Here is a 16,434-nt window from a genome sequence, read left to right as displayed (position 1 = left end):
TGCGGGCGGTGGAGCTTCATTAATTAAATACAATGGCTTCATCGCCCCAAAAACTATTTGCTCTAAGAGATTGGAGGTAGCACATCCGTGATTAGGAACAGAAGGTATACGTCATTAATCCTCCTTTTTGCCATTTTTATGGTAATGGGATTTGCCACCTTCTGCATGGCCTCTAGTGAAGGACCGGCAGTGCCGGTTCCGGCACCGACCGGAACGACGCCTGAGTTTGGAAAGTGGTATGTTATTGGCTGGACAGCAGTCAACTTCTTGATTCTGCTGTCTTTGCTCTATAAATTCGGTTACGGTCCTATTAATGCCATGCTAGAAGAACGTTCAGCAACCATTGAAGGCTCCCTCAAACATGCCGAGGAAGTTAAAACCGAAGTAGAACAAATGCGTAAAGAAGCCCAGGCCAATTTGCAGGAGTCCCGCAAAGAATCACAGGAAATCGTGGCCCGGGCCACCAAAGCGGCTGAAGATGTCAAGAATGAGATGATGGCCAAGGCCCAGGAAGAAGCCACCAATGTGAAGAACAAAGCTCACGCCGAAATCGCAGCGGCTACCGAACAGGCCAAGGTACAGTTGAAAGACTCGGCGGTTGCTTTAGCCATTTCCGCAGCTGAAAAGGTTTTAGGCCGAGCCATCAATGAAGATGATCACAAGCGTATGGTTAAAGATTTTGTCAATGAGGCGGGCGATCTATTATGTTAAATAAGAGCGTCGCTAGGCGCTATGCTGAAGCATTTTTCAGTATTGCCCGGGAGGCTGGAAAGGTTGACGAGTATCAGCAGGAGTTAGAGCTGGTGGTACGTACCGTTGACGAGTCCGAACTCTTAAAAGAATATTTCGCTCATTTGCTAATCCCTGCCAAAGAGAAAAAAGAAGTTGCCCATAAGATATTTGCAGGGCAAATTTCTCAGACTACTCTCAATTTCGTATGCATGATTCTTGACAAGAAGCGTGAAACCTATCTGGCCTTGATTACCGAAGAATATACGGATATGGCCGATGAACAGAGGAATATTCTCAAGGCGGAGATGTACTCGGCTCGTGAGATCCCGGAAAGCGATGTCAATGATCTAGCTAAAAAGCTCTCTGCATCAACCGGGAAAACGGTGCAGTTGAAGCCTATGGTTGATCCGGGTCTATTAGGGGGAATAAAGGTCAGAATTGGCGACCAGATCGTTGACGCCACAGTCGCCAAAAAACTAGAGATGTTAAAAAGTTCCATGAAACAAACCAAGATAAGTTAAATCGATAGGGGTGACACATAAATGAGTATTAGACCGGAAGAGATTAGCGCAATTCTAAAGCAACAGATCGAGCGCTACCAATCCGAGGTCGAGGTCAGCAATGTGGGCTCTGTAATATTTGTCGGTGACGGTATCTCCCGTGTATACGGACTACAGGGCGCAATGGCTGGCGAGTTGTTGGAATTCCCGGGTGGGACCATGGGTATGGTTCTGAACCTTGAAGAAGATAATGTCGGCGCGGTGTTGCTGGGCGAATACAATCACATCAAAGAAGGCGACGTCGTTAAAGCCACCGGAAGAATCATGGAGGTTCCCGCAGGCAACGCTATGCTGGGCCGCGTAGTAAACGCTCTGGGACAGCCTATCGACGGCAAAGGGCCCATCGAGCCCGACGCTTACAGGCCTATGGAGAAGGTTGCCCACGGGGTTGTAACCCGTTCGCCGGTTGACACTCCCATGCAGACCGGGCTCAAGGCTATCGACTCCATGGTGCCCATCGGCCGCGGGCAGCGCGAATTGATCATCGGCGACCGCCAGGTGGGTAAGACCGCCATCGCTCTGGACGCCATCATCAACCAGAGAGACAAAAAAGACATGATCTGCATATATGTGGCTATCGGCCAGAAGCAGTCCAGTATTGCAGGCATTGCCGCCAAGTTTGAGGAAATGGGCGCTATGGATTACACCGTAATCGTAGCCGCAACTGCCGCCGAGCCGGCACCGCTGCTCTATATATCCCCCTATGCCGGTGTTGCCATAGCTGAAGAGTTCATGGAAGCACAGAACAAAGACGTTCTGATCATCTATGACGACCTGTCCAAGCACGCCGTAGCATACCGCGAAATGTCACTGCTGCTGCGCCGTCCTCCCGGACGTGAAGCATATCCCGGCGACGTTTTCTATCTGCACTCCCGCTTGCTGGAGAGGGCTTGCAAACTGAATAAGAAAATGGGCGGAGGTTCGATCACCGCGCTGCCTATCATTGAAACTCAGGCCGGCGACGTTTCCGCCTACATCCCCACCAACGTTATATCCATCACCGACGGCCAGATCTATCTGGAAACCGACCTGTTCTACGCTGGCCAACGCCCGGCCATAAACGCCGGTTTGTCAGTCAGCCGAGTCGGCGGTGCTGCTCAGACCAAAGCCATGAAGTCAGTTGCAGGGCAGCTGCGCCTGGATTTGGCGCAATATCGCGAACTGGCAGCTTTCGCACAGTTCGGTTCCGATTTGGATAAGGCTACCCTGGCACGTCTGATACGCGGCGAGCGGGTAACCGAGGTATTGAAACAGGGACAGTACAAACCAATGTCGATGGAAGAACAAGTTATTTCGATTTACAGCGGCGTAAACGGATATCTGGACGAACTGCCCAAAGACCGGGTCTTGGAATTTGAAGCCGATTTCCTGCAATATGTCCGCAGCAATTATAGTGAAATTCCGGCATCTATCAGAGATTCAGGCAAGATCGACAGTGCTATAGAAGAGAAACTGATCAAGGCGATAAATGAATTCAAGTCCACGTTTGCAGTTTAGGGTGGTGAAATAAATGGCAGGAGCAGGTATAAGAGAATTCAAGCGCAGAATTCGCAGCGTCAAAAACACCCAGCAAATCACCAAAGCGATGAAAATGGTTTCCGCTGCCAAACTGCGCCGGGCTCAAGAAGCCGCCGAAGCATCACGCCCTTATAATGAAACTTTAAGGGATACCCTGGCCAGACTGGCAGCAGTCACTTTCGATGTAAGGCATCCTCTCTTGGCAAAAAGGGAAGACGTCAAGAAAGTGGGCTATGTTGTTATAACTGCCGACCGGGGGTTATGTGGCGCATATAATACCAACATTATTCGCGCAGCTAATACAGCTATCGAGAACGACGAAAGAAAAATTGAGAATGGTATTGTGGCAGTAGGCAGAAAAGCCAGGGATTTCTATCGGAAACGTTCTGGCCTGGATGCCGAGTTTATCAACCTGGGAGACAATATCTCCTACGCAGATGCCAGAGAAATCGGCCAATATGTGGTTAATGCCTATGAGAACGAAGAAGTGGATGAAGTGTATCTGATTTACGCCAAATTCATCAACGTTCTCCGTCAGGTGCCTACGGTTACTCAATTGCTTCCTATCGAGCCTCCGGAAAAGGATGAGGAGGAAAAGGACATTGTGATTGACTACCTGTATGAACCCAGCGCCGATGAGATCCTTCTGGCCCTGTTGCCGAGATACATTGGAAGCCAGATATTCAACGCATTACTTGAAAGTAAAGCCAGTGAGCACGGAGCTAGAATGACAGCAATGGGCAACGCCACACAAAATGCGGGCGAGATCATTGATAGCCTTACTCTGGCCATGAACAAGGCCAGACAGGCTGCCATAACCGACGAAATACTGGATATCGTCGGCGGCGCCGAAGCTCTCAATAAAGGAGGAAAATAGAGGATGGCGAATGTAACATTTGGAGAGGTAACCCAGGTTATAGGCGCTGTTGTTGACGTTCGCTTTAAACCCGGTGAACTCCCTGACTTGATGAGTGCTATCACCATCAAAGCCTCAGAACAGGAGGCTAATTATAAGGGATCAGAACAGATCAATGTAACTATGGAAGCGATGCAGCACCTGGGCAATGATACTGTCAGATGCGTGGCCTTAAACCCCACTGACGGTGTTTCCCGGGGAATGAAAGCCGTCAACACTGGAGCCGCTATCAAAATACCGGTAGGCGACAATTGCCTGGGTAGAATACTCAACGTCTTGGGCGAACCGGTTGATGAAGCCGGTCCGGTCGATGCCGCCGACTATTGGGAAATCCATCGCAGACCCCCGGAACTGGTTGACCAGCTTCCGGCTACCACCATACTTGAAACCGGTATCAAGGTTACCGACCTGGTTTGCCCCTATGCTAAAGGTGGTAAGATCGGCCTGTTCGGTGGCGCCGGTGTTGGCAAGACCGTTATCATCCAGGAACTTATACGCAACATAGCATATGTCCATGGCGGATATTCAGTATTCACCGGTGTTGGTGAGAGAACCCGCGAAGGCAATGACCTCTGGGGTGAAATGGTGGAATCAGGCGTTATCGAAAAGTGCGCTCTGATTTTCGGCCAGATGAACGAACCTCCGGGAGCAAGGCTTAGGGTCGGTTTGACCGGACTGACGGTCGCTGAGTATTTCCGTGACATTGGAGGACAGGACGTTCTGATATTCATCGACAACATCTTCCGTTTTGCCCAGGCCGGCAACGAGGTGTCCGCACTCTTGGGCCGCATGCCTTCCGCGGTTGGTTATCAGCCTACACTGGCAACTGACATGGGTAATCTGCAGGAGCGCATCACCACCACCCGCAAAGGTTCGATTACCTCCGCACAGGCGGTATATGTCCCTGCTGACGACTTGACCGACCCTGCGCCGGCAACCACTTTCGCTCATTTGGATGCGACCCTGGTTCTGGCCCGGTCCATTGCTGAAAAGGGCATTTATCCTGCGGTGGACCCCCTGGATTCAACCTCCCGTATCTTGGATCCGCAGATCTTGGGTGATAAGCATTATTACACCGCCCGCGGGGTTCAGCAGATACTGCAAAGGTATAAAGAATTACAGGATATCATCGCCATACTGGGTATGGACGAACTGAGTGACGAGGATAAGATCATCGTTGCCCGGGCGAGAAAACTTGAAAGGTTCCTGTCTCAGCCCTTCCACGTGGCAGAGCAGTTTACAGGCCAGCCCGGTATCTATGTACCGGTTAAGGATACTGTAGCCTCTTTCGCTGAAGTGCTGGAAGGCAGACATGACAATCTACCTGAAGCAGCCTTCCTGATGGTGGGGAGCGTTGAAGGAGCGGTGGAAAAAGCTAGAAGACTGGAGGTTTAGTCTATGGCAGACAACACCTACATGCTGGAGGTAGTTACTCCTGAACGCGTGCTTCAATCCAATGAGGTTTCGTTTACAGTTGTTCCCGCCATTGATGGTGAGCTGGGTGTTATGAAAAACCATGCTCCCCTGGTGGCAGCGTTAAACATCGGGGTTTTGCGCTATGTGGATGCGGCTGGGAGCGAGAAAAGCATCGCTATTAGCGGCGGCTTTATTGAAGTCCTGGATAATGAAGGCCGGGTTCTTGCAGAAACCGCCGAGCACGGTCATGAAATTGACGTGCTCCGTGCTAAAGCGGCGCGCGAGAGGGCTGAAAGACGGCTTGAGCAGCGTGCTGAGAATATTAATTACACTCGCGCTGAACAGGCTTTAAAACGGGCTATTGCCCGCCTTAAAGCGGCAGGCGCATACTCTGACTAATACCAGTAAAATAGCGACTGGTAAAAGCCGGAAGGCATTATTTAGTGCTTTCCGGCTTATATCTTAATATTCGCTAAAGATATTAGTAAGCATTTTGTATAAAATAGAATTATATAGCTGTAAGGGGTTTCAGTATTGAGGGTGCCGTCATGAACGAGATGATCAGGATATTAATCATAATAGTTTTGATTTACTATCTGGTGAAGGGCTTACTATATCTTTTGTTCTGGCAGGCTGCTGTCCGGTCGGAAGCCCGTGGCCTGGAAATGAAAAGGAAACGTATGGAAATGAGAGAGCGTAAAAAACAGCGGCGGGCCCAGGAAAGAAATAAGGAAGAATAACTCATCCCCAATGGTGGTTTGCAAAAAGGGGGTGTCAGGGTGTATAAGGCACTGCTAATTATTATTATCATAGTTTTTGTGTTAACCATCGCGTTTGCTTTCCTGATATGGTTTCAATTGGGAAGGTTTGCAGAGAAAGCCTTGGCCGCAAAAAGGCGGCAGGAAGAGTATTTGGCAGAGTTGACCGCCAAAGATCCATCTCATCCGGCAGTCATCAGAACGGAAACAGGGGGGGATGACCCTGATGATGACGACCGCTACAGTTGGATTTAACGGATCGCAAATCGAAAGGAAGCCTGATCGGCTTCCTTTTAAAATAAAATCGACATCATCAACCACGGCAATGACCGGTAACAGGGATATTATGAAGGATATTATCTTGACCACGTACCCCTGCGGGGAAATCAAAAGAAAAAGAGAGCAGGTGCGAAGCTTTCTGCTGCAGAGATCAACTGTTATAAAAGGCGTCGATTTGGCGCAGCTCAGCAGTAATGATCTGGAATTAATGTTCGAGCTTTATGATCAAGTCTTTTTTGAAGGCTGGATTCAACGGAATTATTCGGGCAGAATGCAATTCTCCATATCCCGGAAAATGACCAATAGTGCCGGGAAAACCGTATGTTTAAGGAACGATTCCTCTAAACCGGACAGTACTGTCATCGAGGTGAGAATCAGCCAGCAGATTCTCTCCAATTATGGCATGGTTGAGGGCGCCGATATGGTCGGAGGGATCAAGACCGGGAGCAGACTCGAAGCCCTGCAGTTAATTTTCGAACACGAGCTGATCCATGTGATAGAATTCATCTGTTTTGGGGAATCAAGTTGCAAACAAAGCCGTTTTAAGACTATGGCTGATAATCTGTTCGGACATAAGGAAAACTACCATCAACTGCCTACCAACAAGCAAATAGCCCAACAAAGGCTGGGGCTGTCACCGGGCTCCGCGGTCGCCTTTCCCTACCAGGACCGCAAGCTGGAAGGTATTTTATGCAGTATCAGAAAAAGGGCCAGCGTCATGGTTAGTGATAAAAATGGTCGTTACTGTGATAAAGAGGGCCAGAGGTATAGCAAATATCTGGTGCCTTTACAGCTATTGGAAGCACCCCGCAAATAATCCGGCGGTAAACCGCCGATTCAGTGTATGAGGTGATAATATGCTCTACAAAATGGATCTGCATACCCGGCAGCACACCCAGATGATTGATATTTCAGCCCAATTAAAAGAGCTCTTAAACAAATCCGGGATAAAGGACGGACTGCTCCTGGTGTACTGCCCGCATACCACCGCAGGCGTGACCATCAATGAAAATGCTGACCCAAAGGTTATTCATGATGTTCTAATGCGGCTGGAGGAAATGGCGCCCTGGGAGCACAAGCGCGACCGTCATGGAGAGGGCAATTCCGCTGCCCACCTCAAGGCGAGCCTGATAGGCTTCTCCCAGTATATCCCGGTCTGCGGAGGCCGTTTGCTTCTGGGAACCTGGCAAGGCGTCTACTTCTGCGAATTTGACGGCCCCAGGCAACGCTCTTATTACGTTTACATCAAGAGTGACTGAAAATACAGATTTGCTCCCGCAAATATACTATGGTAGAGCACAATTTATTTATAGCCTAAAAATGGTCCAGGTTTTGACTGATATCAGTGACCTGGGCTTTTTATGTTGGTATGAAAATCACCGCAATTGCTGTTTGTCCAGGAATAACCTGGGGAAATCCCGTTATGTCCGAAGTCCCTAAAAAACATGGACATCTTTCAGGCATGTCAGTAAATCGAAGACCCTCCTTATCCTGGATAAAGGAATAAAAGCCAGGTTGGGAGGCAAGAATCATGATACCGGACATCATTCCTGGTGAGGTGAGATGAATGAAAAAAATTTTGATGTATGTGATAATTTTTGCCTTATGTGTAGCTATTTGTGAGCAGCGTATCGATTATACCAATGGCAACGTAACCGCAGTGCATTCTCCAATTGCACTATCTTTTGCATCAATCGGTGCAATTTCCTTCGAATCTCGCCTGGACAGTTGGGCCAAAATAAATTCAGCAGCCACTCCTCAGGAACTCGACCAGATCGCTGAAACCGTCTTGGCCAGCCTTGATTTGACTGACATCCCGGTTAAAGGTGAGGCTTCTGAAGGGACAGCGCGCCGAGAATGCAAAATTGAACAAAAAAACAGCTATCTGAAAGTTGTAATCCAAGCAGACTATCAAACCGACAGCACTAACATCATCTTTACCTATTATACCAGGGAGGCAGAGACTGATACGGGAGATTGGGTGCATAAACTGGAAAACATAGCCGGTTGGGATTGGCATCATTACTATTTATTCAGTGCATATCTACCTGAACCAACCGACAGCGAAACGCAGGAGCAGCTGCTGCAGGCAGTTATGAAGGATTTGGAAGCTAAAACCAAAGAAGTGTATGTTGATGACCGGGTGATGAGTTTGTCGGGATACAGCCAAATCCTGAGTGATATGGTCATACCCGAATGGGTCGGGAATCATCACATAAATGTACAGACAGTAATCCGCAACCAAACTGACGGAAAGTCTGTAATCATGATCGGCAGCCCTTTTATTCTTGGAGATTATTAATCGCTATGACAAGCTAATTCGGAGGTTAATGCCTTGAAAATATTGGTTTCTGGATCAACTCGCCTGAAAGGCCAAATTATGGTTAACGCCTCGAAAAACGCCATACTCCCGATACTGGCCGCCAGCATATTGAGCAGCGGCACCGTTGTCATCAGGCAAGTACCTCTTATTCGCGATGTTCATATTATCTCGGCTTTGATACATCAGATGGGTCTTAAAGTGGAATACAGTCAGGATAAACTGATTATTAGCGGCATCCCGCAACATAATGTCCCTGATTACGAATTATCCCGGCAGATCAGGGCCTCATTTCTGCTCATGGGACCCTTGCTGGCCAGGCGCGGGCAGGTGCGAATATCTCTGCCGGGGGGCTGTGCGATAGGGACCCGTCCGATCGATCTTCATCTAAAGGGTTTCGAGGCTCTGGGCGCGTCGATAAAAATGACCGGCGGGTGTGTTATCGCTACCGCTCGCCGGCTTCAAGGGACGCATATCTATCTAGACTTTCCCAGTGTAGGAGCGACGGAAAATATTATGATGGCGGCCGCTTTAGCCAGGGGCACCACCTACATAGAAAATGCTGCCCTTGAACCAGAGGTAGTCGATCTGGCCGGTTTTATCAACTGCATGGGAGGCAGAGTCAGTTCCGCCGGCAGTAATGTCATAAAAGTGGAAGGAGTGGACTCCCTGGCAGGAACCACTTACACGCCAATCCCAGACCGCATTGAAGCCGGAACCTATATGGTGGCTGCAGCCGCCAGCGGCGGTGATGTCATAATCAATAATGTAATCCCGGAACACCTCAAGGCCACTACAGCTAAATTGATTGAGAGCGGCGCTCAGGTCGAAGAACAAGCCGATGCTATACATGTTTCCCGCTGGCAGGAAATAAGACCGGTTTATATTAAAACCCTGCCTTACCCGGGATTCCCCACCGATATGCAAGCCCAATTTATGGCTTATCTATGCGCAGCCCGGGGCAGCAGCATCGTGACCGAATCAGTATTTGAAAACCGCTTCATGCATGTCAATCAACTCCTGCGCATGGGAGCACAGATTACCACTGAAGGCAGGACCGCGGTAATAAGAGGAATACCGCAATTAAGCGGAGCTACCGTTAAAGCTACCGATCTGCGCGCCGGGGCGGCTTTACTCATAGCCGCTATGACTGCCAACGGTCAGACTATAATTGAAGAAAGTGAACACATAGACAGAGGCTACGAAAACATCGTGGTTAAACTCAACAGCCTGGGAGCAAACATATATCATATGTAAAACCTCTTAGGCATTGTCCCGCCATGGATCAAGCCACCTCGCCAAAATATAAGTGAAGTCATATCTTAGTTTTGATCCCATATAAATACAGTATGAGAATACGCAGTTTTAGGAACAAATCAAAACTAATTTTTTTTGCTGTCTTAATCCTGTCAGTTATTTTGGGATCAATCCTCATGATCCAAAAGTTCAAAACTCCCAAAATCACGCAAGAACCTGTAATAAAACTTTATTTATCAGGTGAGGATCGGGTGATCGAACTGGCCTTGGAAGAATATCTGGCGGGAACGGTGGCCGCGGAAATGCCGGCCGGATTTGGCCCGGAAGCACTTAAAGCTCAGGCAGTTTGCGCGCGAACTTATGCGGTCCGCAAGATCATCGAAGGACGCAGCTATCCCAGGGGGGCTCACTTATCTGACGATATCAACAGCTGTCAAGCCTACATCGGGGCTGAAGAGTTTGCCAGGCGAAATCCTTCTAATTATCGGGAGTTATGGTCCAAAATCGAGAAGGCGGTGGAAACTACCAGGGGAATTATCATGGTTTATGAAAATCAGCCCATAGACGCCCTATATCATTCCACTTGCGGCGGGAAAACCGAAAGCGCCCTGGCAACCACGGGGAGGGACATACCCTATCTAAGATCAGTTGAATGCAATTATTGTCAGGCCTCGCGCTATTACGAATCACAGCAGGTATTCAGCCCCCAGGATTTAAAAAACCTTATAAAGACATCCCCCAATAATAAAATAAGCTTAAAGATCACATCCCGCACTGAAGCCGGCCGGGTATTCCGATTGGAGTTGAATGGGCAGTCTCTTTATGCCGAGACTTTTCGCCGCTCGCTGGGTTTGCCGTCCACCTGGTGGAGCCTCTCTCTTGACAATGGCAGTTTAATTGTCAACAGCCGGGGATACGGGCATGGCTTGGGGCTGTGTCAGTATGGGGCCGGCGGAATGGCGGCTGCCAAAAAAGACTACAAACAAATTCTACAGCACTACTATCAACAAATTGAAGTCTTATCATTAAATTATTGACACGGTATCATTTTAACCGTTGTCCTTTGTTCTCGACCTCTGGACTAGTGAATATACTGTAACAATTCTCTAGTCGGGAGGTTTGAAATGCAAAACTACATTAGAAAGAGAGCGGTCAAGATAGCGCAATACATTCTCCAAACTTCCAGCACAGTCCGGCAAGCAGCAGAAGTGTTCGGGATTAGTAAAAGCACGGTGCATAAAGACGTAGCCGAAAGACTACCGCGGATTGACGAAAAGCTGGCTGATCAAGTGAAAGGAGTTCTCGACAAAAACAAGGCTGAAAGGCATATTCGCGGTGGAGAAGCCACCCGGCAAAAATATGCCTCGACGCATATAAGCAGCTGATTCTCCAAAACCATAGCAATCCCCCGGGATAACAGTTACAATGTTTATAATCAATATTTACCATAGGAGGGTCTTGCTTTTCATGCTGTTCGCCGGAGAGGATATCGGAATAGACTTGGGTACCGCCAGTGTTCTGGTTTTTAAAAAAGGTAAAGGGATCGTACTTCACGAGCCTTCAGTAGTAGCCATAGATAAAAACACCAATCGCATCATTGCCGTCGGAGAAGAAGCACGCCAGATGTTGGGCAGGACGCCTGGTCATATCGTCGCTATCCGGCCACTGAAAGATGGAGTTATCGCTGATTATGATACGACCGAAAAGATGCTTACTTATTTTATCCGCAAGGTTATCGGACGCAAGTTGTTCTTTAAACCTAGGGTAATCGTGTGCATCCCCACCGGGGCCACTGATGTGGAAGAACGTGCTGCCAGTCAGGCTACTCTGTCGGCAGGGGCCAAACAGGCCTATATCGTTGAGGAACCACTGGCCGCAGCCCTGGGAGCCGGGGTCAATATATCAGACGCCACCGGCAATATGGTAGTTGATATCGGAGGTGGCACCTCGGATATCGCGGTTTTGTCATTGGGCGGAATCGTTTGCGACACTTCCCTGCGGGTGGGAGGAGATAAGTTTGACGAGGCCATTATCCGTTTCGTCAGGCGTGAACACAACCTGCTCATTGGGGACCGCACCGCTGAAGACATCAAAATCCAGGTGGGAACTGCCTGCGTCACCCCGCAGAATCGGGAAAGGTCTATTGAAGTGCGGGGGCGCGACCTTTTGACCGGCCTGCCTAAAAATATTAAGATCACCTCAGCAGAATGTTTCAAAGCTTTACAGGAACCCATTGAGGCCATCGTCGACGGGGTTAAAAAGGTTTTGGAAATCACCCCGCCGGAACTGGCTGCGGATATAGTTAATAACGGCATAGTCATGACCGGGGGGGGCTCGCTCCTGGACGGTTTGGATGAACTCCTTACACGGGAAACCAATCTGCCCGTACATATCGCTGATGACGCCATATCCTGTGTGGCCCGCGGCACTGGCAAGGCTTTGGAAGAGATGTCTGCATTAAAAGGTTCCAAGAGAAAAGGACCAAAACGTTTGTTATAGTAAAGTTGCTTCCCCCCAATGCCGATACTATATTAAAGTGTGTCAATACATGGGACCAGTATGGGAGCGGAGGGATCATTTGTGGTTAAAGGGATGTATAATGCGGCCTCTGGAATGATGCTGCAGCTGACCAAACAGGATATCGTCGCCAACAACATCGCCAACAGCAACACCAACGGTTTTAAACGCCAATTGGCGGTATCCTCCGCCTACCCGGTAATGGAGATCACCCGGCAGGAAGGCGCGAACCCCCGCTCAATGCCGCAGAGCATTGGCCAACTCGGCAGCGGCGCGCTGATCAGCGGAGTATATACCGATTTCAGTACCGGCAGTATGACACAGACCGGTAATCCTTCTGATTTGGCCCTGGGTGAGGAGATTTATTTTGTGGTCGAAACCCCCCGGGGGGAACGCTTCACCCGCAACGGCAACTTCAAAGTCAATTTTGACGGTCTGCTTTCCACCAGCCAGGGATACCCGCTATTGGACCACAATGGGGACTACGTTTTTGTTGAATCCGGTTTTGCCGTGGATAGCCAGGGCAATGTAACTGTCAACGGCGCCACTCTCCATACCCTGCAGCTGGTCGTCTTTGACGATCCTGAAAGCCTGGCGAAAGACGGTGAAAACCTGTATTCTGCTGAAAGTGCCTATCGGGCTGCTGAGGATCCCCGGTTGATGCAGGGATATCTGGAGCAATCCAATGTCAATGCCGTCAAAGAAATGGTTACATTGCTGGAGGCAGTCAGGTCTTATGAAATGCTGCAGAAGGTAGTGCAGGCTGAAGATGAACTGACCCAGGCCGCCATTGATAAAGTCGGTGCTCTGGGATAGAAGCTGATGACATCCCGCCTTTTGAGGCGGGATTTTCTGTTTATATCCATAAGCAGGAGAATGTTTCACCTTTCGCTAAATACATTAATGGGTAAGATCATAATGGTGGTGAAGTATGACGCTTTCCCAGATTAATATATTAGGAAGCAAACTGCATCCGGTCAGTATGGCCCAATGCCTGGAGATAATTGCCCGGGGTATTCAAATCAACCAGGCTATGCATGTGATTACCCTAAATGCTGAGATTGTTTATCAGGCCAGAAAAAATCAGTATTTACAGCGGGTGATCAGCCAGGCCGACCTGGTTACCGCAGACGGCATCGGTGTGGTTTGGGGAGCCCGCTATCTGGGCTATCAGGTTCCGGAGCGTGTTACCGGGATTGACCTGATGCTGAAATTGACCGAAAAGGCCGCAAAGATGGGCTGGCCGATTTATCTTTTGGGAGCTGCTCCGGGGGTAGCCCTTGAAGCATCCCGGGCACTCGGCCAACGCTGTCCCGGCCTGAAAATAGCAGGCTGTCACGACGGGTATTTTACTGCACAGGAAGTTCCGGGCATTGTGGAGGATATAAACAGCTCTTCAGCCCGGATATTATTCGTAGCCCTGGGTGCGCCCAAACAGGAGTTTTGGATCAGGGAGCATTTTGGGGAACTCCAGATCCCGGTCAGGATCGGGGTTGGAGGCAGCCTGGACGTAATTGCGGGGATAAAAAAACGGGCTCCAGGGTTTTTCATCAGGTTTAACCTGGAATGGCTGTATCGTTTGCTTACTGAACCCAGCCGTTTCAAGCGGCAGTTGACCCTGCCCTTATTTGCTATCAGTATTCTGGTCGAAGGTTTAAAAAGAAACAGATTCTTGTCCTGATTGGTACGGATAAGGGGGTTTGAGGTGGAACATCAGACTATATATGCCCTGGACATTGGAACCAGAAAAATCGTGGGCCTGGTTATGCAAAAGCAAGAAGATCATTTGCAGGTTCTGGATAGTGAAATGATTGAACACAAGACCCGGGCCATGATGGATGGTCAGATTCATGATGTAGATGCAGTAGCGGAAACCATTCGCAGGATAACCAGGATCCTGGAGGAAAGACTGCAGATCCCGCTCACCGCTGCCGCGGTGGCAGCTGCGGGAAGGGCCCTCAAAACCTCGGTAGGCAAGGCCGAGGCCAAACGCGGCTTGCTGCACGAAATCAGCCTTGATGAAGTCCGGGCGCTGGAAATCGAAGCCGTACAGCAAGCCCGCATCGCATTGTTGCAGGATCAAACTCAGCAATCAGGAGACGCACAATATTTTTGCGCGGGATACAGCGTAGTCTATTACCGCCTTGAAGATCAATATATTCAAAACCTGGTGGGGCAAGTGGGCGGATTTATAGAAGTTGAGGCAATAGCAACCTTTCTGCCCCGGGTGGTGGTAGACAGTTTGTTTTCCGCCTTAAAGCGCGCCGGCCTGGAGCTGTTGAGCATGACCCTGGAACCAATCGCGGCCCTATCCGTAGCAATTCCCCCCGGTTTACGCCTGTTGAACCTGGCTCTGGTCGATATAGGAGCCGGCACCTCCGACATCGCTGTGGTGAAAGAAGGCAATATTACCGCATATGCCATGGTTCCGATGGGCGGAGATGAACTCACCGAAACCCTGGCCTCGCATTATCTGTTGGATTTTCATCATGCCGAAGATGTAAAGCGTCAAATAGCTCTTGGGGAAACCATAGAGATTAAAGATATACTCAAGAATAGCGGCATGGTAGACAGTAAGGCTATGCTGGCCCAACTGCAGCCAATGATCAACGATATTAGCGGCAAGATTGCAGGGCATATACTGGATTTAAACCAAAAACCACCGGATGCGGTGGTCTGTGTAGGTGGGGGCAGCCTGACCCCTTCGCTGATTGCGACCCTGGCGGATCAATTGGAACTGCCCCATAACAGAGTGGGAATACGTACTGCAGAGGGCTTCGAGGCCATTCGCTGTCAGCACCCCAACCTGCAGGGGCCTCAGGGGGTGACGCCGCTGGGTATTGCTTACCACTCCTTCATATTTCCCCCGCTGCCCTTCATTACTGTTACATTGAATCAGGCTAACCTGATGCTGTGGAATGTGGGGGAAATGACCGTAGGCAATGCCCTGCTGAGCTCGGGCACATCTTTAGCCAGCATATACGGCAGGCCAGGTTTGGGCAAGACAGTAACTATTAATGGCAAGATAAAGGCATTCCCGGGAACGCTAGGAACCGCGCCAATAGTGCAGGTCAATGGCCAGGCAGCAACTCTTGACACCCCTTTGAATCATGGCGATCAGATCGAATTCGTACCCGGCTGCAGCGGTCAGGATGCCCGGGTAGCCTTATCAGACCTGTTTGACCTTGGAGCCGGGGAGGTTAAGGTGAACGGCCGGCAATTGCGCATCAAACCGTTGATAACTGTTAATGGCCGGGAAGTTGCCAGTCCCGGATTCGAAATCCCCGACCGTGCCCGGGTGGATTTTCAACCAGCCAACTCCCTGAAATACATTTTGCAGGAAGCCGGGGTTCCAGAATACCAGCTGCAGTCGAGGTCTTATGCTTTTGTCCTGGGGAACGAAGATAAGCAAATAGTATGGCTTCCCATCAAGGTGGAAGTCAATGGTCAACCTGCTCAGCTCGATGATGTGGTTCCCTGGGAGGCTGAGGTGACGTACACTCTCTTACCGCCCCATCCGATTCTGCAAGAGATCCTGGAAGATACTGATGCATGCCGGTTGCGGGTTTACGTCAATGATGAGGAACTGGTGATAAACGCCCCGGGAGCCGGCATACTGATGGACGGAAAACCGGTCCCTACAACCGCGGAGTTGATCGACGGAAGCACCATCAGTCTGGATCACAGCATCAGCAGTGCCATTTTGAGCGATATATTTCAGGTTTATGGCTTGAATCCTAACCTCAACGCCAGGCTGGTGTTGAAAGTTAACGGGAGTGAGGCCGGTTTTACTACCCCCATCAAGGCTGGCGACCGCATCGAAGTATTCTGGGAAGAGTAGAACTTTTTATATACTCGTTCAGCTGCTTAAGGGAATCCTTTAATACAAGGACTCCCTTTCTTGTTTCTGCAAAAGCCAGCTTTGTACTGTCATACTGCCGGTAAAAACGGCTCTGCAGAGGCAGCCCGCCCGTTTATGGCTGATAGTCCGGCAAAGGACAGGGGCGTTTTTGCTATTTTGCCGTTCGAACGGCAACAATAGGTTTAGCACTAGCCACACCACCAGTTTGGAATGCTTAAGTATAAACGGCAATAACCGCTTTAACACCAAGGGACGCTCATACTTCAGGCCAGAGCCGGTTTTTAACTTAACGCTAAAAA

General features: G+C 49.6%; 18 protein-coding genes. All 18 read left to right on the top strand.

The window, feature by feature from the left end:
- The first annotated feature begins 87 nt into the window (after nt 1–87).
- The 18 genes from atpF (at nt 88) to pilM (ending at nt 16,114) form a co-directional block, all read left to right on the top strand.
- Nucleotides 88–711 carry a F0F1 ATP synthase subunit B gene (atpF, locus tag B2633_RS02620; RefSeq protein ID WP_483168979.1) on the top strand — a complete coding sequence of 208 codons (624 nt, stop codon included), beginning with the start codon at nt 88–90 and terminating at the stop codon, nt 709–711.
- Nucleotides 705–1,253 (top strand): F0F1 ATP synthase subunit delta, encoded by a 549-nt coding sequence (locus tag B2633_RS02615; protein ID WP_483168978.1) that lies wholly within the window; start codon nt 705–707, stop codon nt 1,251–1,253. Before atpF ends, B2633_RS02615 begins: the two co-directional genes overlap by 7 nt.
- Before the next feature lie 21 nt (nt 1,254–1,274).
- On the top strand, nt 1,275–2,789 hold the full coding sequence (gene atpA / locus B2633_RS02610; protein WP_483168977.1) for a F0F1 ATP synthase subunit alpha: 1,515 nt from the start codon (nt 1,275–1,277) through the stop codon (nt 2,787–2,789).
- Nucleotides 2,790–2,802: 13 nt separating this feature from the next.
- Nucleotides 2,803–3,687, top strand: coding sequence for an ATP synthase F1 subunit gamma (gene atpG / locus B2633_RS02605; RefSeq protein ID WP_483168976.1), 885 nt, complete (start codon nt 2,803–2,805; stop codon nt 3,685–3,687).
- A 3-nt stretch (nt 3,688–3,690) separates the two neighbouring features.
- Entirely contained in the window at nt 3,691–5,121 is a 1,431-nt protein-coding gene (gene atpD, locus B2633_RS02600; RefSeq protein WP_483168975.1) for a F0F1 ATP synthase subunit beta, read from the top strand.
- A 3-nt stretch (nt 5,122–5,124) separates the two neighbouring features.
- The gene (locus B2633_RS02595; RefSeq protein WP_483168974.1) at nt 5,125–5,541 is read left to right on the top strand and encodes a F0F1 ATP synthase subunit epsilon; all 417 of its coding nucleotides are present in this window, start codon (nt 5,125–5,127) and stop codon (nt 5,539–5,541) included.
- Nucleotides 5,542–5,690: 149 nt separating this feature from the next.
- On the top strand, nt 5,691–5,882 hold the full coding sequence (locus B2633_RS02590; protein ID WP_481041687.1) for a hypothetical protein: 192 nt from the start codon (nt 5,691–5,693) through the stop codon (nt 5,880–5,882).
- Nucleotides 5,883–5,921: 39 nt separating this feature from the next.
- On the top strand, nt 5,922–6,155 hold the full coding sequence (locus tag B2633_RS02585) for a hypothetical protein (RefSeq protein WP_483168973.1): 234 nt from the start codon (nt 5,922–5,924) through the stop codon (nt 6,153–6,155).
- A gap of 91 nt (nt 6,156–6,246) precedes the next feature.
- Entirely contained in the window at nt 6,247–6,996 is a 750-nt protein-coding gene (locus B2633_RS02580) for a hypothetical protein (RefSeq protein ID WP_483168972.1), read from the top strand.
- Nucleotides 6,997–7,036: 40 nt separating this feature from the next.
- A complete protein-coding gene (locus tag B2633_RS02575; protein WP_483168971.1) occupies nt 7,037–7,438 on the top strand; it encodes a secondary thiamine-phosphate synthase enzyme YjbQ in 402 nt (133 codons plus the stop codon).
- Nucleotides 7,439–7,746: 308 nt separating this feature from the next.
- Nucleotides 7,747–8,481: a YwmB family TATA-box binding protein gene (locus B2633_RS02570; protein ID WP_483168970.1), complete on the top strand. Its 735-nt coding sequence runs from the start codon at nt 7,747–7,749 to the stop codon at nt 8,479–8,481.
- Between the two features lie 33 nt (nt 8,482–8,514).
- A complete protein-coding gene (murA, locus tag B2633_RS02565) occupies nt 8,515–9,756 on the top strand; it encodes a UDP-N-acetylglucosamine 1-carboxyvinyltransferase (RefSeq protein WP_481041677.1) in 1,242 nt (413 codons plus the stop codon).
- A 176-nt stretch (nt 9,757–9,932) separates the two neighbouring features.
- Nucleotides 9,933–10,793, top strand: a complete 861-nt coding sequence (gene spoIID / locus B2633_RS02560; protein WP_483168969.1) for a stage II sporulation protein D — start codon at nt 9,933–9,935, stop codon at nt 10,791–10,793.
- Nucleotides 10,794–10,880: 87 nt separating this feature from the next.
- A complete protein-coding gene (gene spoIIID, locus B2633_RS02555; protein ID WP_481041673.1) occupies nt 10,881–11,141 on the top strand; it encodes a sporulation transcriptional regulator SpoIIID in 261 nt (86 codons plus the stop codon).
- Between the two features lie 82 nt (nt 11,142–11,223).
- Nucleotides 11,224–12,255, top strand: coding sequence for a rod shape-determining protein MreB (mreB, locus tag B2633_RS02550; protein WP_481041671.1), 1,032 nt, complete (start codon nt 11,224–11,226; stop codon nt 12,253–12,255).
- 81 nt (nt 12,256–12,336) lie between these two features.
- Nucleotides 12,337–13,089 carry a flagellar basal-body rod protein FlgF gene (gene flgF / locus B2633_RS02545; RefSeq protein ID WP_483168968.1) on the top strand — a complete coding sequence of 251 codons (753 nt, stop codon included), beginning with the start codon at nt 12,337–12,339 and terminating at the stop codon, nt 13,087–13,089.
- A gap of 115 nt (nt 13,090–13,204) precedes the next feature.
- Nucleotides 13,205–13,954: a WecB/TagA/CpsF family glycosyltransferase gene (locus tag B2633_RS02540; RefSeq protein ID WP_483168967.1), complete on the top strand. Its 750-nt coding sequence runs from the start codon at nt 13,205–13,207 to the stop codon at nt 13,952–13,954.
- Between the two features lie 24 nt (nt 13,955–13,978).
- Nucleotides 13,979–16,114, top strand: a complete 2,136-nt coding sequence (gene pilM, locus B2633_RS02535) for a pilus assembly protein PilM (RefSeq protein WP_483168966.1) — start codon at nt 13,979–13,981, stop codon at nt 16,112–16,114.
- Nucleotides 16,115–16,434 lie beyond the last annotated feature (320 nt).

It is taken from the genome of Syntrophomonas sp. UBA1041 (assembly GCF_002316705.1).
GTDB lineage: Bacteria > Bacillota > Syntrophomonadia > Syntrophomonadales > Syntrophomonadaceae > DTU019.
Note: the sequence above shows the minus strand (reverse complement) of the source record. Positions and strands in the feature narration are given on the sequence as shown.